Source organism: Pseudomonas sp. B21-054 (assembly GCF_026016345.1).
Lineage (GTDB): Bacteria > Pseudomonadota > Gammaproteobacteria > Pseudomonadales > Pseudomonadaceae > Aquipseudomonas.
In genome coordinates this window covers 4,548,073-4,570,918 of the sequence record NZ_CP087204.1, presented here as the reverse complement: position 1 = coordinate 4,570,918, position 22,846 = coordinate 4,548,073, and the positions used below count along the sequence as shown (strand labels likewise).

The window sequence follows — 22,846 nt, the reverse complement described above, 5'->3', positions numbered from 1 at the left end:
TTTCAATCCATGGAAATCGATCCCTTGTTGCGAATCCTGGCGAGTCAGGATGGCTCCGACCTCTACATGTCCACCGGCGCGCCGCCGTGCGCGCGATTCGAAGGTGTGCTCAAGCCCTTGGGTAACCAGGCATTCAAGGTCGGCGACATTGCCGGGCTCGCCGAGTCTTTGATGGACGCCGAACAGCGCCTTGAGTTCGATCGGGAACTGGAAATGAACCTGGCGATCTCCATGGCCGGTGTCGGGCGGTTCCGGGTGAATATTTTCAAGCAGCGCAACGACGTGTCCATGGTGATACGCAACGTCAAGCTGGACATTCCGCGCTTCGAAGACCTGAAGCTACCGCAGGTATTGCTGGACACCATTATGCAGAAACAGGGGCTGATGCTGTTCGTTGGCGCGACAGGCTCGGGCAAGTCGACGTCCCTGGCGGCACTGATCGATTATCGCAATCGCAACAGCAGCGGCCACATCATCACCATCGAAGATCCGGTGGAGTATATCCATCGGCACAAGAAATCCATCATCAATCAGCGGGAAGTCGGGGTCGACACCCGCAGTTTTCATGCCGCCCTGAAGAACACCTTGCGCCAGGCGCCGGACGTGGTGCTGATCGGCGAGATCCGTGATCGCGAAACCATGGAGCACGCCCTGTCCTTCGCCGACACCGGGCACCTGGTGATTTCCACGCTGCATGCCCATAACGCCAACCAGGCCCTGGACCGGGTGATCAACTTCTTCCCGGAAGAGCGCCGGCCGCAGTTGCTCAATGACCTGGGCAACAACCTCAAGGCCTTTGTCTCCCAGCGCCTGGTGCGCACCCGTACCGGCCAGCGCCGGGCGGCGGTGGAGGTCATGCTGGGCTCGCCCACGGTGGCCGATTTGATCCGGCGCAACGAGCTTGGCGAGCTCAAGGGGATTATGGAAAAGTCAGAGGAGCTGGGCATGCAAACCTTCGACCAGGCCTTGTTCAACCTGGTGGTGGAGGGAGCGATCGACGAGGACGAAGCCTTGAAAAACGCCGACTCGGCGAACAACTTGCGCTTGCGTTTGAAGTTGCATGCCGAGTCGGGTGCGGCGCCTCCATCTGACCCGGCGGCGGGGGAATGGGGGTTGGTGGATTGATTTTTCAACGTTCGACCGCGTTATCGTTCATCGCGAGCAAGCTCGCTCCCACAGGGTTCTAGGGTGACTGCGATTTCTGTGTTCACAGCTGACCCCTTGTGGGAGCGAGCTTGCTCGCGAAGAGGCCCTCACGGCCAACAGATAGCCAACGTCAGGTAGTCAGCTCCGGCCGATCCCGAAACTGCTCCAACGCCTGCGGATTGGCCAGGGCATCGGTGTTTTTCACCCCCTCGCCGTGCACCACGTTGCGCACCGCCAGCTCGACCACCTTGCCGCTGATGGTCCGTGGAATATCGCTGACCGCCAGGATCTTCGCCGGTACATGCCGCGGTGTGGTATTGGCGCGAATGACCTGGCGGATCTGCTGCTCCAAGGCCTCGTCCAGCCTCACGCCCTCGCGCAGGCGCACGAACAGCACCACCCGCACATCGCCCTGCCATTGCTGGCCGATGGCGACGCTGTCCAGCACCTGCTCGACCTTCTCCACCTGCCGATAGATTTCCGCTGTGCCGATGCGTACGCCACCGGGGTTGAGCACGGCGTCGGAGCGTCCATGGATCAACAGGCCGCCGTGGGGCAGTTCTTCGGCGTAATCACCTTGGGCCCACACGCCGGGAAACTGGGCGAAGTAGGAGGCGCGGAGCTTTTCCTGCCGAGGATCGTTCCACAGGCCAATGGGCATCGCCGGGAAATGCCGGGTGCACACCAGCTCGCCTTTCTCGCCGATGACCGCCTGGCCGGCTTCATTCCAGACCTGCACCGCCATGCCCAGGCTCTTGCCTTGCATCTCGCCCCGACGCACTGGCGTCAGCGGGTTGCCGTTGACGAAGCACGACACAATGTCGGTGCCGCCCGACATCGACGCCAGGCAGACATCGGCCTTGAAGTCGCGGTACACGTAATCGTAGCTGTGGGGCGCCAGGGCCGAGCCGGTGGACAGGAGCGTCCTCAGGCTACTGAGATCATGGCGTTGCCGAGGTTTCAGGCCCTGGCTTTCCAGGGCGGCCAGGTATTTGGGACTGGTGCCGAACACGCTGATGCGCTGGTGGTCGATCAGGTCCAGCAGGCGCTCGGGGCCGGGATGAAAGGGTGAACCGTCGTAGAGCACCACCGCACTGCCCACGGCGAGGGCCGACACCAGCCAGTTCCACATCATCCAGCCGCACGTGGTGTAGTAGAACAGACGATCCTCAGGGCCGAGGTCGACGTGCAGGCCATGTTCCTTGACGTGTTGCAGCAACACGCCGCCAGTACCGTGGACGATGCACTTCGGCACGCCGGTGGTGCCGCTGGAGTAGAGGATGTACAGCGGATGATCGAAGGGCACGCCGATGAACTGCGGTTCGCCACCGCTTCGGTAAAAGTCATCCCATAACGCGACGCTGGCCGGGGTCTTGAAATCATCCGTACGTGCATCAGGCTGGGCATAGGGCAGCACGATCAGCTGCTGCAGCGACGGCAGCCGTTCGAGGATTTCATTGACCTTGGCCCGCTGGTCGATGACTTTGCCGGCGTAGCGGTAACCGGCGCAGGTGATCAGCACCTTGGGCTCGATCTGGCCGAAGCGGTCGATGACGCCCTGGGTGCCGAAGTCCGGCGACGAGCACGACCAGATGGCCCCCAGGCTGGTGGTGGCGAGCATGCCCACCAGGGTCTGCCAAGTGTTGGGCATGCACGCTGCCACCCGGTCGCCCTGGCTGACGCCAGCGGCTTGCAGGCTTTTTTGCAGGCCGGCGACGTGGGCGGCGAGCTCGGCCCAGGTCAGTTGTTCCTGGCCGCCGTTTTCATCGATGGCGACCACCGCTACGGCTTCGTCGCGGCGGCGCAACAGGTGTTCGGCAAAGTTCAGGGTCGCCCCCGGGAACCATTGGGCGCTGGGCATTTGCGGGCCTTCCACCAGGACCTCGCTGGGTGCCTGGTGAAAGCGGATCTCGAAGAAATCGACGATGGCCTGCCAGAAGGCTTCGCGCTGGTCGATGCTCCAGGCGTGCAGGGCGGGGTAGTCACTCAGTTGCAGGTGATGCCGTGCGTTGACGAACAGGCGAAAGGCGTTCATGCGCGACTGGGCGATGCGTTCGGGGCTGGGTTGCCAGAGGATGTCGGACATGGGAGGCCTCTTGTTTTCTTATGTACACACAAACTATAGAGCGACCCGATCTTGTGGCGAGGGGATTTGTCCCCGTTGGGCTGCGAAGCAGCCCTCAAGCTGCAGACTCAATTTGCCTGACAGATCGAGGTGCCAGGTTTTAGGGTCGCTGCGCAACCCAGCGGGGATAAATCCCCTCGCCACAAGGAGTCGCAGGACCTTACTGAGCCAACCACCCACCATCAATATTCCACGCCGCGCCGCGCACCTGGCTGCCGGCTTCGCTGCACAGGAACAGCACCAACTCCCCCAGTTGCGGCGGGGTGACGAACTCCAGGGACGGCTGCTTCTCGGCCAGCAAGTCATGCTGCGCCTGCTGCGGGTCTACGCCTGTGGCGATGCGATCGTCGATTTGCTTCTGCACCAGCGGCGTCAGCACCCAGCCGGGGCAAATGGCGTTGCAGGTCACGTTGCTGGTGGCGGTTTCCAGGCCGACCACTTTGGTCAGGCCGATCACCCCATGCTTGGCCGCGACATACGCTGCCTTGCCCACCGAGCCGACCTGGCCATGCACGGAAGCGACGTTGATGATCCGTCCCCAGCCCTTGGCGCGCATGCCCGGCAGGCTCAGGCGGGTGGCGTGGAACACCGAGGACAGGTTGATGGCGATGATCGAGTCCCAGCGCTCCACCGGGAAATCTTCCACGGCGGCCACGTGCTGGATCCCGGCGTTGTTCACCAGGATGTCCACGCCGCCGAACTCGCGCTCGGCGTAGGCGAGCATGTCGGCGATCTGCGCCGGGTCGCTGACATCGGCGGGATGATGGCCGACCTTGCCGCCGAACTGTTTCACCTCGGCGATCACCGCCGAGGCATCGCCGAAGCCGTTGAGGATCAGGTTAGCGCCGGCCTTGGCCAGGCTCAAGGCGATGCCCAGGCCGATGCCGCTGGTAGAGCCGGTGACCAGGGCGGTCTTGCCCGAAAGAGGGGATGTCATAGGAACCTCACACAATGCCAGTGGCGTAGAACACACCGATCACGAAGAACACCGCGAGGGTCTTGATCAGCGTAATGCAGAAAATGTCTTTGTAGGCTTCCCGGTGGGTCAGCCCGGTGACGGCCAGCAAGGTGATCACCGCGCCGTTGTGGGGCAGGGTGTCCATGCCGCCGCTGGCCATGGCGGCGACGCGGTGCAGCACTTCCAGGGGAATGTTGGCGGCGTGGGCGGCGCTGATGAAGCTTTCGGACATCGCCGCCAGGGCAATGCTCATGCCGCCCGACGCGGAGCCGGTGATGCCCGCCAGCAGCGTGACGGTTACGGCTTCGTTGACCAGCGGGTTAGGGATGTTCTTGAGCCAGTCGGCCAGTACCAGGAAGCCCGGCAGCGAGGCGATCACCGCGCCGAAGCCGTATTCCGAAGCGGTGTTCATCGCCGCCAGCAATGCACCACCCACCGCGCTCTTGCTGCCTTCGGCCAATTTGCTGCGAATGGCCCGGAAGCCGAACAGCAGGACCATGATGATGCCCACCAGCAACGCCGCCTGCACGGCCCAGATCGCGGTGAGCTTGGCGATGTCACTGGTCACCGGTGTCGCCATGCCCGGCAGTGCCAGGCTGTGGGTCTTGCCATACCACTGGGGGATCCACTGGGTGAATAGCAGGTTCATGACCCCCACCGCCAGCAGCGGCGAAACAGCGATCCAGGGATTGGGCAGCTTGATGTCTTCGGCGGTTTCCGGCTCGTTGCGCAGTTCGGTGCCGTAGCCTTCACCCACGCGCTGGGCCTTGTTGCGCTGGCGTTGCAAAAACAGCATGCCGAGGCTGAACACGAAGATCGTACCGATCACCCCCAGCCACGGCGCGGCCCAGGCCGTGGTGTTGAAGAAGGTACTGGGGATGATGTTCTGGATTTGCGGCGTACCGGGCAGGGCGTCCATGGTGAACGAGAACGCACCCAGGGCGATGGTGGCCGGGATCAAGCGCTTGGGAATATTGCTCTGGCGGAACATCTCGGCGGCAAACGGGTAGACCGCGAACACCACCACGAACAGCGACACGCCACCGTAGGTCAGCAGGGCGCAGACCAGCACGATCACCAACATGGCCTGGCGCGTCCCCAGCAGGCGAATTGCCGCCGCGACGATGGAGCGGGAGAAGCCCGACAACTCGATCAGCTTGCCGAACACCGCGCCGAGCAGGAACACCGGGAAATACAGTTTGATGAAACCGACCATTTTCTCCATGAACACCCCAGTGAACGCAGGGGCGACGGCGGAAGGGTCGGTGAGCAGGACGGCGCCGAGGGCGGCGATGGGGGCAAAGAGGATAACGCTGTAGCCACGGTAGGCGGCGACCATCAGCAGCGCGAGGGCTGCCAAGGCAATGATCACACTCATGGTGTGTCTCCTGGATTGTTATTGTTGTGATGAAGCTGTGGGAGAGGCTTTAGCGAGTTTTGTGCCAGGTTGGTAACTTTATGAAATATAAGGAAATTATTTAATTTCGCTGAGCAGGTTTGGAGTTTTGTCTCTGTTTTGAGAATTTTGTGGGCTGTGCTGGCCTCATCGCGAGCAAGCTCGCTCCCACAGGTTGACCGTGTTTATTGGGATGACGCCGTACACTGTGGGAGCGAGCTTGCTCGCGATAGAGCGCAAAGCGCTCCGAAAGGAATTATCTATTTTTAGAGACTAAAGTCTCTTTATTGAGACTCTGCGATCCCCAACGCCACCATTTTCTTGTACAGCGTCGACCGGCCCAGCCCCAACCGCTCAGCCGCTTCGACCACCTTGCCCCCGCATTGCGCGAGGGTGGTTTCGATCAGGTGTCGGTCGAATCGCGCCCGGGCCTGGCTAAAGGTTTCATGGGGCAGCGGCTCAAGGCTCGCACTCGTCGGGCGGGTGACTGGTGTGAACGTGCCGATGGCCGCGCGGATGTCCGCCGCCGTCAGTACCAGGTCGTCACTGAGCAACGCGGCCCGTTCCAGCACGTTGCGCAGTTCGCGGATATTGCCCGGCCAGGCGTGTTGGCCCAGCAGGTCCAGTGCATCGCGGTTCAGTTCGTGCTGGCTACGAAGTTCTTCAAGGATCGCCTCGCTCAGGGCGGGCAGGTCATCCAGGCGTTCGCGCAGCGGTGGGACCTGGATCGGCAGCACGTTGAGGCGGTAATACAAGTCGGCGCGAAACTCCCCGCGCTTGATGGCCGCTTCCAAATCCATGGACGTGGCAGCGATCACTCGCACATCGCTTTGCAGCACCTCGTTGGAACCCACCGGTTCGTATTCCTTTTCCTGGAGCACCCGCAGCAGTTTGCTTTGCAGTGGCAACGGCATGTCGCCGATCTCATCGAGGAACAGTGTGCCGCCCTGGGCAATCTGCAGTTTACCGGCGCGGCCCTTGCGGTCGGCACCGGTGAAGGCCCCCGGGGCGGTGCCGAAGAATTCCGCTTCCAGCAGCGATTCGGGGATCGCTGCGCTGTTGATGCTGACGAATGCCTTGTGCGCCCGGGGCGAAGCGGCGTGGATGGCCTGGGCCAGCAGTTCCTTGCCGGTGCCGGTTTCGCCGAGCAACAACACTGGCGAATCGGCGCTGGCGCTGCGCCGGGCACGCCGCTTGACCTCCAGCCCGGCGCTGCTGGTGCCAATGAAGTGAGCGAAGTTGTACTTGGTTTGCCGCGCCCGCAACAACGAGCGAGTGGAGGCCAGTTCTTCCTGCATGCTCAGGTAGCGCTTGAGCATTGGCGACAGGCTGCGCAATTCATCGAACAAGGCAAAACCGATGGCGCCGATCACCGCGCCCGCGCTGTCATGGATCGGCAGGCGCATCACCACCAGCGGTTCCTTGGGCGTGTCCTGCATGTCCAGCAGGATCGGCCGCCCGGTACGCACCACTTCCCGCAACAAGCTGCCGGGAATCACGCTCTCGCACGCCCGACCGATGGCTTCCTGCGCCGAGTTCAGGCCGAAACGGCGGGCATAGCGTTCGTTCATCCAGACGATGTTCGCATCGCGGTCGACAATCACCGTGCCTTCGCTGGACTGCTCGATGATCTCGAACAACGAACGGATCGCCAGCGTGCGCACGCGCTTGTAATCCTTGAGGCTTTCGGTGGGGTTCATGGTCGGATCCGGATTAGGTAGTGCCTGTCAGGCCGTCATCGCGAGCAAGCTCGCTCCACAGGGGGGCTGCGTCGCACCGAAGATCGAGTGTGGGAGCGAGCTTGCTCGCGATGGGCGCGATACGGAGCCAGGTCATGCGTCGCATTATGCCCACCCCGGATGCGCCGCCGCCAACAGCTCCTTGGTGTAGGGATGCTGGGGTGAGTCGAACACGTCATGGCTGGCGCCTTGCTCGACCACTTTACCGTCCTTGATCACGATCATGTCGTGGGCCAGGGCGCGAATCACTGCCAGGTCATGGCTGATGAACAGGTAGGTCAAGCCGTACTTTTCCTGGAGCTGACGGAGCAGGGCGACCACTTGCTTTTGCACCGTACGGTCCAGGGCCGAAGTCGGTTCATCCAGCAGAATCAACGCCGGCTTGAGCACCAGCGCCCGGGCAATGGCGATGCGTTGGCGCTGGCCGCCGGAGAATTCGTGGGGGTAGCGGTGGCGGCTCTGCGGGTCGAGGCCGACTTCCTTGAGCGCCTGGATTACCTGGGCTTCGCATTCTTCAGGGCTGGACGGGCTGTGCACCTCCAGGCCTTCGCTGATGATCTGCTGCACCGACATCCGTGGGCTGAGACTGCCGAACGGGTCCTGGAACACCACCTGCATCTGCTTGCGCCACGGCCGCAGCGCTTTTTGCGACAGGTGTTCGAGGGCCTGGCCCTGGAAACGAATGCTGCCTTCGGACTCGATCAGCCGCAGGATCGCCTGGCCGAGTGTCGACTTGCCGGAGCCGGATTCGCCGACGATGCCCAGGGTCTTGCCGCGCTGGATGCTCAGGCTGATACCGTCCACGGCGTGCAGGTATTCCTTGCGCCGGAACAGCCCGCCGCCCAGGGGAAAACTCACGCGCAGGTCTTGTACCTGCAACACGTCCTCGCGGTCGTCCCGGGGCAGGGCCTCGCCTTCCGGTTCGGCATGCAGCAGTTCGCAGCTGTAGGGGTGTTTCGGCGCGCTGAAGAGGGTTTCGCATGGCGCCTGTTCGACGATTTCCCCGGCCTTCATCACGCACACACGCTGGGCGATGCTGCGCACCAGGTTGAGGTCGTGGCTGATCAACAGCAATGACATGCCAAGCCGTTGTTGCAGGGATCTGAGCAGCAGCAGAATCTTGCGCTGCACGGTCACGTCCAACGCGGTGGTCGGTTCGTCGGCAATCAACAGTTCCGGCTCGCAGGCCAGGGCCATGGCAATCATCACCCGTTGCCGCTGACCACCCGACAGCTGATGGGGGTAGGCCTTGAGGCGTTCGGTGGGTTTCTGGATGCCCACCAAGGCCAACAGTTCCAGGATGCGTTGGCGCGCGGCCTTGCCGCCCAGGCCCTTGTGCAGCATCAGGGTTTCACCGATCTGCTTTTCGACGCTGTGCAGCGGGTTCAGCGATGTCATGGGCTCCTGGAAGATCATCGCGATCCGGTTGCCGCGCAGCTCCCGCAGGGTCTGGGCGTTGGCCCCCAACAGTTCCTGGCCGCGATAACGAACGCTGCCGGTGCTGCGGGCTTCGTTCTCGGGCAGCAATTGCAGGATCGAATGGGCGGTCACCGACTTGCCCGAGCCCGACTCGCCCACCAGCGCCAGGCACTCGCCGGGGCGGATGTCCAGGCACAGGTTGCGCACCACGGTTTGGTCGTTGAAGGCCACGTTCAGGTCGCGGATTTCGATCAGGTTGTCGCTCATCTCAAGGTTCCGCTTCATGGCTGTTTTCAAGAGCGTGGGTCGAACGCGTCTCGCAACGCCTCGCCGATAAATACCAACAGGGAAAGAATCAGCGCCAGGGTGAAGAACGCCGTCAGCCCCAGCCATGGCGCTTGCAGGTTCTGTTTGCCCTGGCCGATCAACTCACCCAGCGATGCGCTGCCGGCCGGCATGCCGAAGCCGAGGAAGTCCAGGGCCGTGAGTGTCGAGATCGCCCCGGTGAGAATGAAAGGCAGGTAACTCAGGGTGGCGTTCATCGCGTTGGGCAGGATGTGTCGGACGATCACTTTGCGGTCGCTGAGCCCCAGGGCCCTGGCGGCTTTCACGTATTCGAGGTTGCGCCCGCGCAGGAACTCGGCCCGTACCACGTCTACCAGGGCCAGCCAGGAAAACAGCGCCATGATCCCCAGCAGCCACCAGAAATTCGGTTCCACGAAGCCGGACAGAATGATCAGCAGGTAGAGCACGGGCAGCCCGGACCAGACTTCCAGCAAGCGCTGCCCCAGTAAATCCACCCAGCCGCCGTAATAACCTTGCAACGCACCGGCGGCAATGCCGATCAGCGCACTGATGGCGGTCAGCGCCAGGGCGAACAGGATCGACACCCTGGCCCCGAAGATCACCCGGGCCAGCACATCTCGGGACTGGTCATCGGTGCCCAGCCAGTTCACCGGTGAGGGCGGGCTCGGGGCGGGCTGGTTGAGGTCATAGTTGGGCGTGTCGTCGCTGAACGGGATCGGCGGGAACAACAGCCAGCCGCCGTCCTTGTGGATCAGGTTCTGCACGTAGCTGCTGCGGTAGTCGGCCTGGAACGGCAACTGCCCGCCAAACTCCTGTTCGGTGTGGCGCTTGAACACCGGGAAATACAGCGAGCCCTGGTAGCTCACCACCAGCGGCTTGTCATTGGCGATCAGTTCGCCGCCCAGGGTCAGGATGAACAGGCCGATGAACAGCCACAGCGACCACCAGCCCCGGCGGTTTTTCTTGAAGCGCTCGAAGCGCCGGCGGCCCAAGGGTGAAAGCTTGAACATCAGGCATTCCTCGCGGCGAAGTCGATGCGCGGGTCCACCAGGGTGTAGCAGAGGTCACCGATGAGTTTGATGAGCAGGCCGAACAGCGTGAAGATAAACAGCGAGCCGAACACCACCGGGTAGTCCCGGGACACGGCGGCCTCGTAGCTCATGCGTCCCAGGCCATCGAGGGAAAAGATCACCTCGATCAGCAGCGAGCCGGCAAAGAACACGCTGATGAACGCTTGGGGGAGGCCGGACACCACCAGCAGCATTGCGTTGCGGAACACGTGGCCATACAGCACGCGTTGTTCGCTCATGCCCTTGGCCCGTGCCGTGACCACGTATTGGCGAGTGATTTCATTGAGGAACGAATTCTTGGTCAGAATCGTCAGGGTGGCGAAGCCGCCGATCACCAGTGACGTCACGGGCAGCACCAGGTGCCAGAAGTAATCGGCGATCTTGCCCAGCGTCGACAGCGACTCGAAGTTATCCGACACCAGCCCGCGCACCGGAAACCAGTTCAACGACGTGCCGCCGGCGAACATCACGATCAGGAACATCGCGAAGAGGAACGCCGGCATGGCATAGCCAATGATGATCGCCGTGCTGCTCCATACATCGAACGCGGAACCGTGACGCACGGCCTTGCGGATCCCCAACGGAATCGACACCAGGTAGGTGATCAGGGTTGCCCAGAGCCCGAGGGAGATGGTCACCGGCATTTTTTCCAGGATCAGGTCGGTGACCGTGGCGCCGCGGAAGAAGCTTTTACCGAAGTCCAGGCGGGCGTAGCTGCTGAGCATCAGCCACAGGCGTTCATGGGCCGGTTTGTCGAAACCGTATTGTTTTTCGATGTCCTTGATCAGCTGTGGATCGAGGCCGCGGCTGGCGCGGGAACTGCCGGCCATGGTGTTGCTCGAGCTGCCGACGCTGGCGCCGCCAATGCCCTGCAGGTGAGCGATGGCCTGTTCCACCGGCCCGCCTGGTGCGGCCTGCACGATGACGAAGTTCACCAGCAGAATGATCACCAGGGTCGGAATGATCAGCAGCAGGCGCCGCGCGATATAAGCCCACATCAATGCGGCCCTCCGGGTTTGCCGCGCTTGAGGCGCTCGGCGGTCATCTGCTCGTTGGTCAGCGGCGTGGTGCTCACTTCCCACCAGCTCTCGATGGCTTCGTCATTGCTGGCCTGGACTTTCGGGATGCCGAAGCGGTTCCACCACACGGTCGAGCTGCCCGGCGGGTAATAGTTGGGGATCCAGTAGTAGTTCCATTGCAGCACTCGGTCCAGGGCGTGGGCGTGGCGGAGCATGTCGGCCTTGGTCGTGGCCTTGACCAGACCGTCGATCAGGGCGTCCACCGCCGGGTTCTTCAGGGCCATGTAATTGTTGGCACCCGGGTCGTTGGCCGCCGCTGAGCCAAAGTAGTTGTAGAGTTCCATGCCCGGCGAGGTGCTGACGGGGTAGCCGGTGATGATCATGTCGTAGTCACGGCTCATCAGGCGATTGACGTATTGGGACGCATCGATGCGCCGGATGCTCATGTCGATGCCAATCTGCGCCAGGTTGCGCTTGTAGGGCAGCAACAGGCGATCCAGACCGTTCTGGGTGTTCAGGAAGGTGAAACTCAGCGGCTCGCCCTCGGCATTCACCAGGCGATCGCCGTCGGGTTTCCAGCCGGCGTCTTCCAGCAAGGCCAGGGCTTGCAATTGTTTGTCACGGATCACGCCACTGCCGTCGGTTTTCGGTGCCTCGAACACCTGGGTGAAGACTTCGTCGGGTATCTGTCCGCGCAACGGTTCGAGGAGCGCCCGTTCGCCGGCATCGGGCAGTTGTCGGGCGGCCAGGTCGGTATTGGAGAAAAAACTCTGCTGACGCACATAGAGGTTGCGCATCATCTGGCGGTTGCTCCATTCGAAATCCCAGAGCATGGCCAGGGCCTGGCGTACACGGCGATCCTGGAACTGCGGTTTTTGCAGGTTGAACACAAAACCCTGGGCGGTCTGGGGCGCCTCGGTGGCCAGGTGGGCCTTTTGCAGGCGACCGTCGCGCAGGGCCGGGCTGTCATAGCCGATGGAAAAGCCCGTGGCGGAGAATTCGCGGTTGTAATCATAGGCGCCGCCGCGCAGCACTTGGCGGGCCACGTCGGTGTCGCCAAAGTACTCGATGCTGAAATGGTCGAAATTGTAGAGCCCGCGGCTGACCGGCAGGTCCTTGCCCCACCAGTCGGCATTGCGCTCGAAGGTAATGCTGCGCCCGGAATCGACCTTGCCGACCCGGTACGGACCGCTGCCCAGTGGCGCCTCGTAGCCGCCTCCGCTGGCAAAGTCGCGGGTCTTCCACCAATGTTCGGGGAAGACCGGCAGGGTGGCGATGTCCAGGGGCAGGGTGCGGTTTTCGTTGTTCTTGAAGTCGAACCGAACGGTGCGCTCGGATTCCACCTCGACCCCTTTGACGGCCGCGAGCTGGGTGCGATAGCGCAGGCTGCCCTGGGTCATCAGCAACTCGAAGCTATAGCGCACGTCCTGGGCGGTGATGGGCTTGCCATCGGCGAAGCGGGCCTTGGGGTTCAGGTAGAAGCGCAGGGACAGGCCGTCGTCGGCGCGCTCCATCTTCTCAGCCACCAGGCCGTAGACGGTATAGGGTTCATCCAGCGAACGCTGGGCCAGTGGCGAATACAACAGCCCGTCGATCTGGCTGACGCCGATGCCTTTGTCGATGTAGGGCAGCACATGGTCGAAATGGCCGATCTCGATGGCCGAACGACGCATGGTCCCGCCTTTGGGCGCCTGGGGGTTGGTGTAGGCGAAGTGGCCGAATCCCTCGGGGTACTTGGCCGGCTCGCCATAGACGGTCAGGGCATGTTGTGGTGCGGCATCCACGCCCATGGCGCCTGTCAGCAGGGCCACGGCAGTGAAGAGCAGTGAAGGGAACGCCAGTCGCATTGTCAGCCTTAAAGCCGGGTGATCGATGAGCACGATTTGTACGCGAGCGGCGCGTGGATCGCCAGCCCCGTGTGACCCAAACACAACGGCCCACCGAAGGGCGGGCCGTCATGTCGATAAACCGGGATCAGTCCTGGCGGCTGGTCACTTCCAGCAGGTGATAACCGAACTGGGTCTTGACCGGGCCCTGGACCACATTGATCGGGGCGCTGAAGACCACGGTGTCGAATTCCTTGACCATCTGGCCCGGACCGAACGAACCCAGGTCACCGCCTTGACGGCTGGATGGGCACGAGGAGTTGGCCTTGGCGACTTCGGCGAAATCGGCGCCGCCTTCGATCTGGGCTTTGAGTTCGTTGCACTTGTCTTCGGTGGCAACCAGGATGTGGCGGGCAGTGGCTTTGGCCATGGGGCATTCCTTTCGATATTTTTTGAAGGTGTTGAGCCTACCGGATTCATTGACGGGTTGTTGTCAAAATTGCGTCAAAACCTTGAGCCTGGCGATCAAAGGCCAGCTTTGCGCAAGCGCTCGGCGTGGCGCAGGTAAAGCTCTGTCGGGTCGATATCCTTGCGTACTTTGCCGGCTCCTGGGCGGAGGGTGTCCATGTGGTCCATGGGATAGTCGGAGCGAATGACCTTGCCCAGGTGCGAGCTGAAGCGCCCGACCATGCCGTCGTTCTGCCCGGCTTCGGTAATGAAGTATTCGGAAAAGGCACGGCAGAACGCATGCGAGGGATTCGTTGCATCGAGTCTTTCCTTCGGCGCGTCGGGCAACGTGCCGCTCCATGAGTAGTAGCGCACGCCGTTGACCTTGTCCGGGCCGTGTTCCCCCCAGTTTCTGGGCAGGCCTTGGGGATACTTGTCATTGAAGGCCCCCACGCCTTCGGTGGTCAGCGCTGCCAGTGCTGCGATGGCGGCTGGCGGGAGCTGCGCCTGGCCATTGAGCAAGGAGATGAAATCGGCGAAAAGCGTGGCGATTTTACTCGCTACATGCCCCGGCAGCCGTCCCGGAGTGAGAGCCTTGAGCAGGAAATCAGCCAGTTCGGAGCCATGGTTGGGGCCGCTGACCGACGTCACCGAGGCAACCCTGTCAGGCGCCTGTGCGGCGGCATAGCGGGCGGCCAGCGCACCTTGGCTGTGGCCGATCAGGTTGACTTTGGCCGCGCCGGTACTGTCCAGGATCCGATCCATCTGCGCCAGCAACTGTTCGCCCCGGGCCTCATTGGAATGGGTGGCCGACAAATACGGGATGAACACCCGGGCACCGGCAAGGCGCAGTGCTTGTTTGATGCCGTGGAAAAGTTCGAAGCCGCCGATCCTGTCAAACCCGAACAACCCATGGACCAGCAGGATGGGAAATTGAGTGGTTGCATTCCGTTGCATGTTCGTACCTTTTTCGAAGAGGTTCACGTTGAAATTGCGACGTCACTCTAATGCAGGCTTTTGCTCGGCGGTGTAGGAAGAAACCGCAGTGACTCACTGAAACTGGAATAAAAGAAGTAGGAAGAATTGGACGGAAGCCAGACGGAGAGAAAGGTGTCTGGATACTTCCGATAGCGCCTGTGGTTTGCAGCTACAGCCTCAAGCGCCAGGGACCACTGATGTCGCTGCCTTGTCTGACTGCGGGGTGGGGGCGGTGGGGTTTTAATGGCTTTGTCGGGCACCGTCATATGGACGGTGCCTTCATCCAAGGACTGGAGCTTACGCATGACCACTTACCGATCCGCCCAACGAACCCTGCTCAGATCGCCAGCGAAGCTGTCGGCGCCTTCTCTGCCTGCCGCCAAGGGTGGGGTGATCAATCCCGCCTGGAGGAAAGCGGTCATCACCGTGAAACCTTATCCGCTGATGGCCTGTGGGGATGAGGTGTTGCTGTGTTGGCTAGGGCTCAATTCAGACGGCCAGCCCTACTGGCATGAAGAAAGCCGGTTCGTGACGGAGCGCCAGGTTGGGCGAGACCTCGTTTTCGTCGTACGAGAGCGGCATATCGCCGAGCTGGATGGCGGCTCGCTGGCGATTTCCTACCAAGTGACTGGCAAGCAATTGCCGGCCACGCTGGACTCGGAGCTCCTTCAACTGCAGATCGGCGACGCACCCTTGCAACTGCTGGCCGTCGTTGCCGACGATGCGGTGGGTGGCTGCCTTGATCCGGCCCGGGTGCCAGAAGGTACGCGTTTGACCGTCCGGCCCTATCCCAGGATGGCCGTAGGGGACCGCCTGATCCTGATTGCCAGCCGGCAGGCCAAGGCGCTCTGGCGCGATGTGCTGGAGATCGAGGCCCACACAGTCGGCCGCGAGGTATCGTTCTGGATCGATCATTCGCAAATCGCCCCCCATGTCGGCCACGAACTGAGCTTGGCTTATGTTGTCCGGCACGGGCATTCGGTACGCCGCGCCGAGCCCTTTTCGTTGCACATAGGCCCTCTGGAGCGCCCCGCGCTGAAGGCACCTCGGATCCTGGGGGTGGCGGAGGGGGTGTTGGAGGTCGATGAGCTTCAGGGGGGGCTGACGGTGGTCATCGACGGCGCCGGACTTGAGGCGGGGGAGCTGGTCTGGTTCCAGTGCAATGGCAACTACGCCCATGTCGAGGAGCGGGAAATCACCGAGGCCATGGCCGGTCAGCCGCTCAACTTTGTTGTGCCGGCGGCGTATTGGCAGGACCAGCGCGACCGATCGGTGCGCCTGTTTTATCAGGTCGAGCGCCTGGATGACGTCAGCCAGCAATCCGGCTGGGTCACGGTCCAGGTGCGTTCCAGGGTGCAAGGCTGAGCGAGCCCTCCCGGAGGAGGGCGCTTGTGGGATCTCAGGCGGGTGCTTGCAGTTTGCGATGGGCCTGGCGCAACAGCTGCTCGGTGGCTTCCCAACCCAGGCAACCGTCGGTGACCGACACGCCGTAGCGCATCGACGGGCCCAGCGGCTGGCAGCCTTCGAACAGGTGGCTTTCCAGCATCATGCCGATGAGGGCCCGGTTGCCTTGCAGGCGTTGCTCCAGCACGTCATTGAACACCTGCGGCTGGCGCAACGGGTCTTTGCCGCTGTTGGCGTGGCTGCAATCGACCATGATCCGCGCCGGTATCTTCAGGTGGGTCAGGTCGTTGTGGATCTGGTTGACGCTCTGTCGGTCATAGTTCGGCCCGCGATGGCCGCCGCGCAGCACCAGGTGGGTGTCGGGGTTGCCCGGGGTCTGGATGATCGCCGGATGGCCCTGGCTGTCGACACCAAAATGCCGATGAGGATGGGCCGCCGAACGCATGGCATCGCAGGCAATGGCGACCCCGCCGTCCGTGCCGTTCTTGAAACCCACTGGCATGCCCAGGCCGCTGGCCATTTCCCGGTGGATTTGTGATTCGGTAGTACGAGCGCCAATGGCGACCCAACTGAGCAGGTCATCGAAGTAGCTGGCGGCCATGGGTTGCAACAGTTCGGTGGCAACGGGCAGGCCAAGCTGCAGCACCTCGCGCATCAGCTCTCGGGACAGCGTCAGGCCAGCGGCCATGTCATCGCTGCCGTCCAGGCCCGGATCGTAGGCCAGGCCTTTCCAGCCCACGGTCGTGCGGGGCTTTTCCACGTAGGTGCGCATCACCAGCAGCATGCTGTCGCTCACGTCGTGGGCAACACGCGCAAGGTTGGCGGCGTATTCGAGGGCGGATTTCGGGTCGTGGATGGAGCAGGGGCCGACGATGACCAACAGACGGGCGTCTTTACCGTCGAGGATCGCGCGGACGGCCTGGCGATGGGCCTCGACCTGCTGGCTCAGCGCGGTGCTGAGGGGCAATTGATGCTTGAGCTGCAAAGAGCTGGGCAGACGCAGGGTCAGCGCTTCATTGGCAGGGTTGAGCGTGGACAGCGGCAAAGCGGAGACGGACGAATTCATGATCTGGCTTCCTGGACGAGCGGCGGGTTCGTTCCCGCGCGCCGGTCCTAGTGGGGTGTTCGACAATTGGCCGTAGGGGCCCGCAGTTGAGGCTTGCCACCGGTAGGTGACCGATCGGAGGCGGCAGGCTGTCCCGAGCGGTGGCTGGTAAATCGCCAGGCGGAAAAACTGTCGTAACGGTAATAAGTGGCGTAGTTCATGGCTCAATCCTCAATGTGTCGGTGTTGCAAATGTTATGGCCGGAAAAAACAAAACCCCCGGTCGGGAGGCCGACCGGGGGTTTTTGGAAAACTCTGGAAGGCGACCCGTTTAAAGTGGGCGCCGGTTGGGTATCAGGCGCGCCAGTGGCTAAACCAATACCCAAAATAAAAGCTGGCCGGAGTGTGCACGCTGTTCGCCCAGGCAGCCGCAACCGAGCGCGGGGCGCTGGCGGTTTGAAGCGGTGAGAGGGCGTTGAACATGGTCTGTCTCCGATGAATGGCCCCGAGCTTACTAGACGGCGGTGTGTCGGTTCAATCAGAAAATTCTATCGCCGACATGCAATTGTTCAGCCCGGCTTGAGTCCGGTGGGCTTTATGACAAACTTCAGGCTTGCGCCACCTTCCAGGGATAACCATGACCGCTCCAGCCTTCGCCGCCGCCCAGTCGATTTCCATCGCGGGGGATGTCCACGCCAATCTCTTGCGCCATCAGCGCTTCATGCAAGCCGCCGCTGAGCAGAACGTGCAGTTGCTGGTCTTTCCCGAGCTGTCACTCACGGGCTACGAGCGCGGCCTGGTGGCGGACCTGGCCATCCTGCCGCAGGACGCCGTACTGCAACCGCTGCGTGACCTGGCGCGTGAGCTTGGCTTGACCGCGGTGGTTGGCATGCCGATTCGCCTGGCGGCAGACGCGCCGATCTTGATCGGTGCGTTGGTGCTCGGCGCCGACGGCTCCCTCGGGGTGTACAGCAAGCAGCATTTGCACCCAGGGGAAGAGGTCGCCTTTGCTCCGGGCCACGGCGGCTCGATGTTGGCGATGGGCCAGGATCTCATCGCGCTGGCGGTGTGTGCCGATTTCTCTCACCCCAGCCATGCCGACGCCGCAGCCGGGCAGGGCGCTACGCTGTATGCAGCGGGCGTATTGATCACCGAAGGTGGCTACGTGCCCGATACGACGTTGTTGCAAGGTTATGCCAAGCAACATGCCATGACCGTCCTGATGGCCAACCATGGTGGCGTCACGGGTGGCTGGGAGTCGGCCGGCCGCAGTGCGATCTGGGGCCCTGACGGCTCGCTGATTGCGGCGGCCCCAGGTCCGGGTGAGCTGTTGGTGATTGCCCGCCGCGATGCCAATGGTTGGGCAGGGCAAGTCGTGTCGGCGACAACGCTTTGACGAGGTACCCATGAATTTCCAGTGGCGTGCGGCAACGGCCGAGGACATCGCTTTTGCCCGGCAACTGACGTGCGTCAACATGCTGCCCTATTACTTGCAGCACGATTTGTTATGGCAGGACGAAGCATTCGATCTGGCCTGGATCATTCGCCAGAACTGGATCATCTGCCGCGAGGGGCAAGCGCTGGGTTTTGTCAGCCTTAGTCGTGATGCGCGGGCGTTGTATATCCGGGAGCTACAGATTGCCGAGGCGTTTCGGGGGCAGGGTGCCGGCACTTGGGCGATCGGTCAGGTTTGGGACATGGTGGTGCAGGAGCGACGCCCGGCTCTGCGCCTGACGGTTTTCAAGAACAATCCGGCCAGGGTGCTCTACGAGCGCCTGGGCTTGCGGGTGGTCGGCGAGGATGAATGTTTCCTGAGGATGGAGCGGGATGCCAGGGCTTGAGGCCGCGCAGAGTGCGCCTCTGAAAGACGCGTTGTAACTTTTATATGTCCCTTTGCGCTAGGTCTGTCGGATGCTTTTTGCTAAGGTGTTGGGCAACCCAAATAAGACCAAATCGTGAGGTGTCTGCTTGATTAGGGTGTTAGTGGTCGACGACCATGATCTCGTCCGTACGGGCATTACACGAATGCTGGCTGATATTGACGGTCTGCAGGTAGTTGGCCAGGCTGAGTCCGGGGAAGAGTCCCTTATCAAGGCGCGTGAACTGAAACCCGACGTGGTCCTGATGGACGTCAAGATGCCAGGCATCGGCGGTCTTGAAGCCACGCGTAAACTGCTGCGCAGCCACCCGGACATCAAGGTGGTCGCGGTGACCGTGTGTGAAGAAGATCCGTTCCCGACCCGGTTGTTGCAGGCGGGCGCTGCGGGTTATCTCACCAAGGGCGCCGGTCTGAACGAGATGGTCCAGGCCATTCGCCTGGTATTTGCCGGTCAGCGTTACATCAGTCCGCAAATCGCCCAGCAGTTGGCGATCAAGTCGTTCCAGCCGACCAACGATTCGCCCTTCGATGCGTTGTCGGAGCGGGAAATCCAGATTGCCTTGATGATCGTTGGTTGCCAAAAAGTGCAGATCATCTCCGATAAGCTGTGCTTGTCGCCCAAAACCGTCAACACCTACCGTTACCGTATCTTCGAGAAGCTTTCGATCAGCAGCGACGTCGAGTTGACACTGTTGGCGGTGCGCCACGGCATGGTCGATGCCAGCGCCTGAAAAATGACTGAATTGTTTGATCCAAGCGCGTTCCTGTCCACTTGCAGCGGTCGCCCAGGCGTGTACCGCATGTTCGACAGCGACGCGCGCCTGCTCTATGTGGGCAAGGCCAAGAACCTCAAGAAACGCCTGGCGAGTTACTTTCGTAAAACCGGACTCGCACCGAAGACTGCTGCCCTGGTGGGACGCATCGCGCAAGTCGAAACCACCATCACCGCCAATGAAACCGAGGCGTTGCTGCTCGAGCAGACGCTGATCAAGGAATGGCGGCCGCCCTACAACATCCTGCTGCGTGACGATAAATCCTACCCGTACGTGTTCCTGTCCGACGGGGCGTTTCCGCGCCTGAGTATTCATCGAGGGGCGAAGAAGGCCAAGGGCCGCTATTTCGGTCCTTATCCCAGCGCCGGGGCGATTCGTGAAAGCCTGAGCCTGTTGCAGAAGACTTTCTTTGTGCGCCAGTGCGAAGACAGCTATTACAAGAACCGCACCCGGCCCTGCCTGCAATACCAGATCAAACGCTGTAAGGCGCCGTGTGTAGGATTTGTCGAGCCCGAGGTCTATGCCGAGGACGTGCGTCACTCGGTGATGTTCCTGGAAGGTCGCAGCAACGCGTTGACCGACGAGCTGTCAGCGGCGATGGAAGACGCGGCGGTCAATCTTGAGTTCGAGCGCGCCGCCGAGCTGCGCGACCAGATCGGGCTGCTGCGGCGCGTGCAGGACCAGCAAAGCATGGAGGGCGGCAGTGGCGACGTCGATGTGATCGCCGCGTTCATCAACCCGGGCGGCGCCTGCGTGCACTTGATCAGCGTGCGCGGCGGTCGTGTACTGGGCAGCAAGAACTTCTTCCCTCAAGTGGGCATCGAGGAAGACGTCTCCGAGGTCATGGCGGCTTTTCTGGGCCAGTACTACATCAGCAGTCCGGAACGCGACCTGCCTGCCGAGTTGATCGTCAACGTGGTCCACGAAGACTTTCCGACCCTGATTGAAGCCATCGATACGCTCCGCGGTCGCGAACTGACCATCAGCCACCGCGTACGCGGCACCCGGGCGCGCTGGCAGCAATTGGCTGTGACCAACGCCGAACAGGCCTTGGGTGCGCGCCTTGCCAATCGCCAACACGTGGCGGCGCGGTTCGATGCCCTGGCCGAAGTGCTTAACCTGGACGAGCCGCCGCAACGGCTGGAGTGCTACGACATCAGCCATTCCAGTGGCGAGGCCACCGTGGCCTCCTGCGTGGTGTTCGGTCCGGAAGGCCCGATCAAGTCCGATTATCGCCGCTATAACATCGAAGGCGTGACGCCGGGCGATGACTACGCGGCGATGCACCAGGCGCTGATGCGGCGCTTCGGCAAGCTGAAGGACGGGGAGGGCAAGCTGCCGGACATCCTGCTGGTGGATGGTGGCAAGGGCCAGTTGTCCATGGCCCGCGATGTGCTCAACGAGTTGATGGTTCCCGACCTGATCCTGCTGGGCGTGGCCAAGGGCGCAACCCGCAAGGCGGGTTTCGAGACCCTGTACCTGAACGATGCCGCCCATGAGTTCACCCTCAAGGGCGACTCGCCGGCGCTGCACCTGATCCAGCAGATCCGTGACGAAGCCCACCGTTTCGCCATCACCGGACACCGCGCCCGGCGTGGCAAGACCCGCCGTACGTCTACGCTGGAAGGGGTGGCCGGGGTCGGCCCGACGCGGCGACGCGACTTGCTAAAACATTTTGGTGGATTGCAGGAGCTGTCTCGTGCCAGCATCGAAGAGATAGCCAAAGCACCCGGTATCAGTAAAAAGCTCGCTGAGTCGATTTATGCAAACCTGCACAGCGAGTAGAATGCCCGTCAACCTCGTAGCCAGTTGTGCCGATGAATATCCCAAACCTGATTACCGTTCTGCGCGTCCTGCTCATCCCGATCTTCATATTGCTGTTCTATTTACCGTACCACTGGAGCTACGTGGCCTCGGCCTCGGTCTTCGCTTTCGCCGCCGCGACAGACTGGCTGGACGGCTACCTGGCCCGACGCCTGGAGCAAAGCACGCCTTTCGGCGCCTTCCTCGACCCCGTGGCCGACAAGCTGATGGTCGCGGTGGCCCTGGTGCTGCTGGTGCAGGAACACGGCAACCTCTGGCTGACCTTGCCGGCGGCGGTGATCATCGGGCGCGAAATCGTCGTATCGGCACTCCGGGAATGGATGGCCGAGCTGGGCGCCCGCGCCCAGGTTGCCGTGTCGAACCTCGGCAAATGGAAAACCGCCGCGCAAATGTTGGCCCTGGTGATCCTGCTGGCCAACCCCTCGGACTTCAGTTTCTGGGTGCTGTTGGGCTATGCGCTGCTGCTGATATCCGCAGGCTTGACGCTGTGGTCGATGGTCCAGTACCTGCGCGCCGCCTGGCCGCATCTGCGGACTGACGTGGACCCGAAATAAACTTTTTTGAATCAAAGGGTTGACGGCGTATTCTGAACCTATAGAATGCGCCACACCAAGACGCGGGAATAGCTCAGTTGGTAGAGCACGACCTTGCCAAGGTCGGGGTCGCGAGTTCGAGTCTCGTTTCCCGCTCCAAGATTCAGAAAAAAGCCACTCAGATGAGTGGCTTTTTTTGCCTGAAATTTGATGTCCTTGCGGTGGGGGGTAGTTAGTGGCCTCTTGGGAAATGGCAGGGGAGTGGTCTTTTAGCTTTTTCGGATAGCGCTCTTATCCTTGAGTTCCCATTCCCCTTCCAGCCCTTACCCGTCGTTTTTCCGCGTGTCCCTTTGTGTGGCAATCGTAATATCGATCTATCCTAGTGCCGTTTTGTTGGGTGCGTATGCTGGTACGAAAAAGGAAAGTGTCGGTACACTGCGGTGCGAATTTTATTGGGTCTCGCCATGAACCTAACTGATGCCACGCTCGTGCTGCTACTCGCGGCACGTATTCATGGAACAGACGAAGCCGTTAGGGCCTCGGCGAAGAGCGTGGTCAAGAAGCTTCCGCGCAGCAAACGTGATCTGATCTACAAGGTGATTGACAGCCGGAGCCCGCTCCATCTCGTGGATTTTCTGGCAGAGAATCTTGATGATTGACGGATGTTCAGCGATAGAATTCTTCTGGTTTAACTGCCCTTTTTTGCGCAGCCTATTGCCGGTCAGCTTGGTGCGGTGAGAGCGAGCATCTAGAGGCACGCAAATGGTGATATTCATCATGGATGGCCAGTTTTTATTGCGGAGGAGGTCTCCATTTGGCAATAATCTCGCCCCCGTATTCTTCTGTCAGCCCTCCATCCCTCTCATTTGAGGGCTGCGTTTTGGAGAAGTGGGTAACCCGGCCTTCGTGCCGGGTTTTTGTTTATTGGGGGAGCTCCTCTCAATCGACTTCGAGCGACGA

Annotated in this window: 19 protein-coding genes and 1 tRNA gene; 9 read left to right on the top strand and 11 right to left on the bottom strand. The window is 61.7% G+C overall.

All coding sequences use genetic code 11. From position 1 onward, the window contains the following. The first annotated feature begins 9 nt into the window (after positions 1-9). A complete protein-coding gene (locus LOY70_RS19690) occupies positions 10-1,125 on the top strand; it encodes a PilT/PilU family type 4a pilus ATPase (RefSeq protein ID WP_265028996.1) in 1,116 nt (371 codons plus the stop codon). 151 nt (positions 1,126-1,276) lie between these two features. Here LOY70_RS19690 and LOY70_RS19685 read toward each other — a convergent pair whose 3' ends face one another. From LOY70_RS19685 to LOY70_RS19640, 10 genes are all read right to left on the bottom strand, one after another. Then, a complete protein-coding gene (locus LOY70_RS19685; RefSeq protein WP_265028995.1) occupies positions 1,277-3,232 on the bottom strand; it encodes an acetoacetate--CoA ligase in 1,956 nt (651 codons plus the stop codon). Between the two features lie 199 nt (positions 3,233-3,431). Beyond that, the gene (locus LOY70_RS19680) at positions 3,432-4,208 is read right to left on the bottom strand and encodes a 3-hydroxybutyrate dehydrogenase (protein ID WP_265028994.1); all 777 of its coding nucleotides are present in this window, start codon (positions 4,206-4,208) and stop codon (positions 3,432-3,434) included. A gap of 7 nt (positions 4,209-4,215) precedes the next feature. Then, a complete protein-coding gene (locus tag LOY70_RS19675; RefSeq protein WP_265028993.1) occupies positions 4,216-5,607 on the bottom strand; it encodes a GntP family permease in 1,392 nt (463 codons plus the stop codon). Positions 5,608-5,909: 302 nt separating this feature from the next. Beyond that, positions 5,910-7,325, bottom strand: a complete 1,416-nt coding sequence (locus tag LOY70_RS19670) for a sigma-54 interaction domain-containing protein (RefSeq protein ID WP_265028992.1) — start codon at positions 7,323-7,325, stop codon at positions 5,910-5,912. 144 nt (positions 7,326-7,469) lie between these two features. Further along, positions 7,470-9,050 carry an ABC transporter ATP-binding protein gene (locus tag LOY70_RS19665; RefSeq protein ID WP_265038131.1) on the bottom strand — a complete coding sequence of 527 codons (1,581 nt, stop codon included), beginning with the start codon at positions 9,048-9,050 and terminating at the stop codon, positions 7,470-7,472. A gap of 26 nt (positions 9,051-9,076) precedes the next feature. Next, positions 9,077-10,099 (bottom strand): ABC transporter permease, encoded by a 1,023-nt coding sequence (locus LOY70_RS19660; protein ID WP_265028991.1) that lies wholly within the window; start codon positions 10,097-10,099, stop codon positions 9,077-9,079. After that, on the bottom strand, positions 10,099-11,157 hold the full coding sequence (locus tag LOY70_RS19655) for a microcin C ABC transporter permease YejB (RefSeq protein WP_265028990.1): 1,059 nt from the start codon (positions 11,155-11,157) through the stop codon (positions 10,099-10,101). The genes LOY70_RS19660 and LOY70_RS19655 overlap by 1 nt, the downstream gene beginning before the upstream one ends. Next, a complete protein-coding gene (locus LOY70_RS19650; RefSeq protein ID WP_265028989.1) occupies positions 11,157-13,025 on the bottom strand; it encodes an extracellular solute-binding protein in 1,869 nt (622 codons plus the stop codon). Before LOY70_RS19650 ends, LOY70_RS19655 begins: the two co-directional genes overlap by 1 nt. Before the next feature lie 127 nt (positions 13,026-13,152). Then, positions 13,153-13,434, bottom strand: coding sequence for a peptidylprolyl isomerase (locus LOY70_RS19645; protein ID WP_016781241.1), 282 nt, complete (start codon positions 13,432-13,434; stop codon positions 13,153-13,155). Positions 13,435-13,529: 95 nt separating this feature from the next. Further along, complete coding sequence (locus LOY70_RS19640; RefSeq protein ID WP_265028988.1) at positions 13,530-14,408, bottom strand: esterase/lipase family protein; 879 nt, start codon at positions 14,406-14,408, stop codon at positions 13,530-13,532. Between the two features lie 324 nt (positions 14,409-14,732). On the opposite strand from LOY70_RS19640, the gene LOY70_RS19635 reads away from it, so the two are divergent. After that, positions 14,733-15,794, top strand: a complete 1,062-nt coding sequence (locus LOY70_RS19635; protein WP_265028987.1) for a hypothetical protein — start codon at positions 14,733-14,735, stop codon at positions 15,792-15,794. Between the two features lie 34 nt (positions 15,795-15,828). Here the strand turns inward: LOY70_RS19635 and LOY70_RS19630 are convergent, their stop codons facing one another. Then, positions 15,829-16,899 (bottom strand): 3-deoxy-7-phosphoheptulonate synthase, encoded by a 1,071-nt coding sequence (locus LOY70_RS19630; protein ID WP_265028986.1) that lies wholly within the window; start codon positions 16,897-16,899, stop codon positions 15,829-15,831. Positions 16,900-17,514: 615 nt separating this feature from the next. On the opposite strand from LOY70_RS19630, the gene LOY70_RS19625 reads away from it, so the two are divergent. From LOY70_RS19625 to LOY70_RS19595, 7 genes are all read left to right on the top strand, one after another. Further along, on the top strand, positions 17,515-18,273 hold the full coding sequence (locus tag LOY70_RS19625; protein ID WP_265028985.1) for a carbon-nitrogen hydrolase family protein: 759 nt from the start codon (positions 17,515-17,517) through the stop codon (positions 18,271-18,273). Positions 18,274-18,283: 10 nt separating this feature from the next. Beyond that, positions 18,284-18,718, top strand: a complete 435-nt coding sequence (locus LOY70_RS19620) for a GNAT family N-acetyltransferase (RefSeq protein WP_092459230.1) — start codon at positions 18,284-18,286, stop codon at positions 18,716-18,718. Positions 18,719-18,845: 127 nt separating this feature from the next. Next, positions 18,846-19,487, top strand: coding sequence for a UvrY/SirA/GacA family response regulator transcription factor (uvrY, locus tag LOY70_RS19615; protein WP_003200277.1), 642 nt, complete (start codon positions 18,846-18,848; stop codon positions 19,485-19,487). Positions 19,488-19,490: 3 nt separating this feature from the next. Beyond that, complete coding sequence (uvrC, locus tag LOY70_RS19610; RefSeq protein WP_265028984.1) at positions 19,491-21,314, top strand: excinuclease ABC subunit UvrC; 1,824 nt, start codon at positions 19,491-19,493, stop codon at positions 21,312-21,314. A 32-nt stretch (positions 21,315-21,346) separates the two neighbouring features. After that, entirely contained in the window at positions 21,347-21,907 is a 561-nt protein-coding gene (pgsA, locus tag LOY70_RS19605; RefSeq protein WP_123343204.1) for a CDP-diacylglycerol--glycerol-3-phosphate 3-phosphatidyltransferase, read from the top strand. A 62-nt stretch (positions 21,908-21,969) separates the two neighbouring features. Continuing rightward, positions 21,970-22,045, top strand: a tRNA-Gly gene (locus tag LOY70_RS19600). A 305-nt stretch (positions 22,046-22,350) separates the two neighbouring features. Next, entirely contained in the window at positions 22,351-22,545 is a 195-nt protein-coding gene (locus tag LOY70_RS19595; RefSeq protein ID WP_265028983.1) for a hypothetical protein, read from the top strand. Positions 22,546-22,846: the final 301 nt, after the last annotated feature.

Excerpts from the sequence above, each read along its gene's own strand:
- LOY70_RS19690 (WP_265028996.1), top strand. The coding sequence starts at position 10 with ATGGAAATCGATCCCTTGTTGCGAATCCTGGCGAGTCAGGATGGCTCC.
- LOY70_RS19685 (WP_265028995.1), bottom strand. The coding sequence starts at position 3,232 with ATGTCCGACATCCTCTGGCAACCCAGCCCCGAACGCATCGCCCAGTCG.
- LOY70_RS19680 (WP_265028994.1), bottom strand. The coding sequence starts at position 4,208 with ATGACATCCCCTCTTTCGGGCAAGACCGCCCTGGTCACCGGCTCTACC.
- LOY70_RS19675 (WP_265028993.1), bottom strand. The coding sequence starts at position 5,607 with ATGAGTGTGATCATTGCCTTGGCAGCCCTCGCGCTGCTGATGGTCGCC.
- LOY70_RS19670 (WP_265028992.1), bottom strand. The coding sequence starts at position 7,325 with ATGAACCCCACCGAAAGCCTCAAGGATTACAAGCGCGTGCGCACGCTG.
- LOY70_RS19665 (WP_265038131.1), bottom strand. The coding sequence starts at position 9,050 with ATGAGCGACAACCTGATCGAAATCCGCGACCTGAACGTGGCCTTCAAC.
- LOY70_RS19660 (WP_265028991.1), bottom strand. The coding sequence starts at position 10,099 with ATGTTCAAGCTTTCACCCTTGGGCCGCCGGCGCTTCGAGCGCTTCAAG.
- LOY70_RS19655 (WP_265028990.1), bottom strand. The coding sequence starts at position 11,157 with ATGTGGGCTTATATCGCGCGGCGCCTGCTGCTGATCATTCCGACCCTG.
- LOY70_RS19650 (WP_265028989.1), bottom strand. The coding sequence starts at position 13,025 with ATGCGACTGGCGTTCCCTTCACTGCTCTTCACTGCCGTGGCCCTGCTG.
- LOY70_RS19645 (WP_016781241.1), bottom strand. The coding sequence starts at position 13,434 with ATGGCCAAAGCCACTGCCCGCCACATCCTGGTTGCCACCGAAGACAAG.
- LOY70_RS19640 (WP_265028988.1), bottom strand. The coding sequence starts at position 14,408 with ATGCAACGGAATGCAACCACTCAATTTCCCATCCTGCTGGTCCATGGG.
- LOY70_RS19635 (WP_265028987.1), top strand. The coding sequence starts at position 14,733 with ATGACCACTTACCGATCCGCCCAACGAACCCTGCTCAGATCGCCAGCG.
- LOY70_RS19630 (WP_265028986.1), bottom strand. The coding sequence starts at position 16,899 with ATGAATTCGTCCGTCTCCGCTTTGCCGCTGTCCACGCTCAACCCTGCC.
- LOY70_RS19625 (WP_265028985.1), top strand. The coding sequence starts at position 17,515 with ATGACCGCTCCAGCCTTCGCCGCCGCCCAGTCGATTTCCATCGCGGGG.
- LOY70_RS19620 (WP_092459230.1), top strand. The coding sequence starts at position 18,284 with ATGAATTTCCAGTGGCGTGCGGCAACGGCCGAGGACATCGCTTTTGCC.
- uvrC (WP_265028984.1), top strand. The coding sequence starts at position 19,491 with ATGACTGAATTGTTTGATCCAAGCGCGTTCCTGTCCACTTGCAGCGGT.
- pgsA (WP_123343204.1), top strand. The coding sequence starts at position 21,347 with ATGAATATCCCAAACCTGATTACCGTTCTGCGCGTCCTGCTCATCCCG.
- LOY70_RS19595 (WP_265028983.1), top strand. The coding sequence starts at position 22,351 with ATGAACCTAACTGATGCCACGCTCGTGCTGCTACTCGCGGCACGTATT.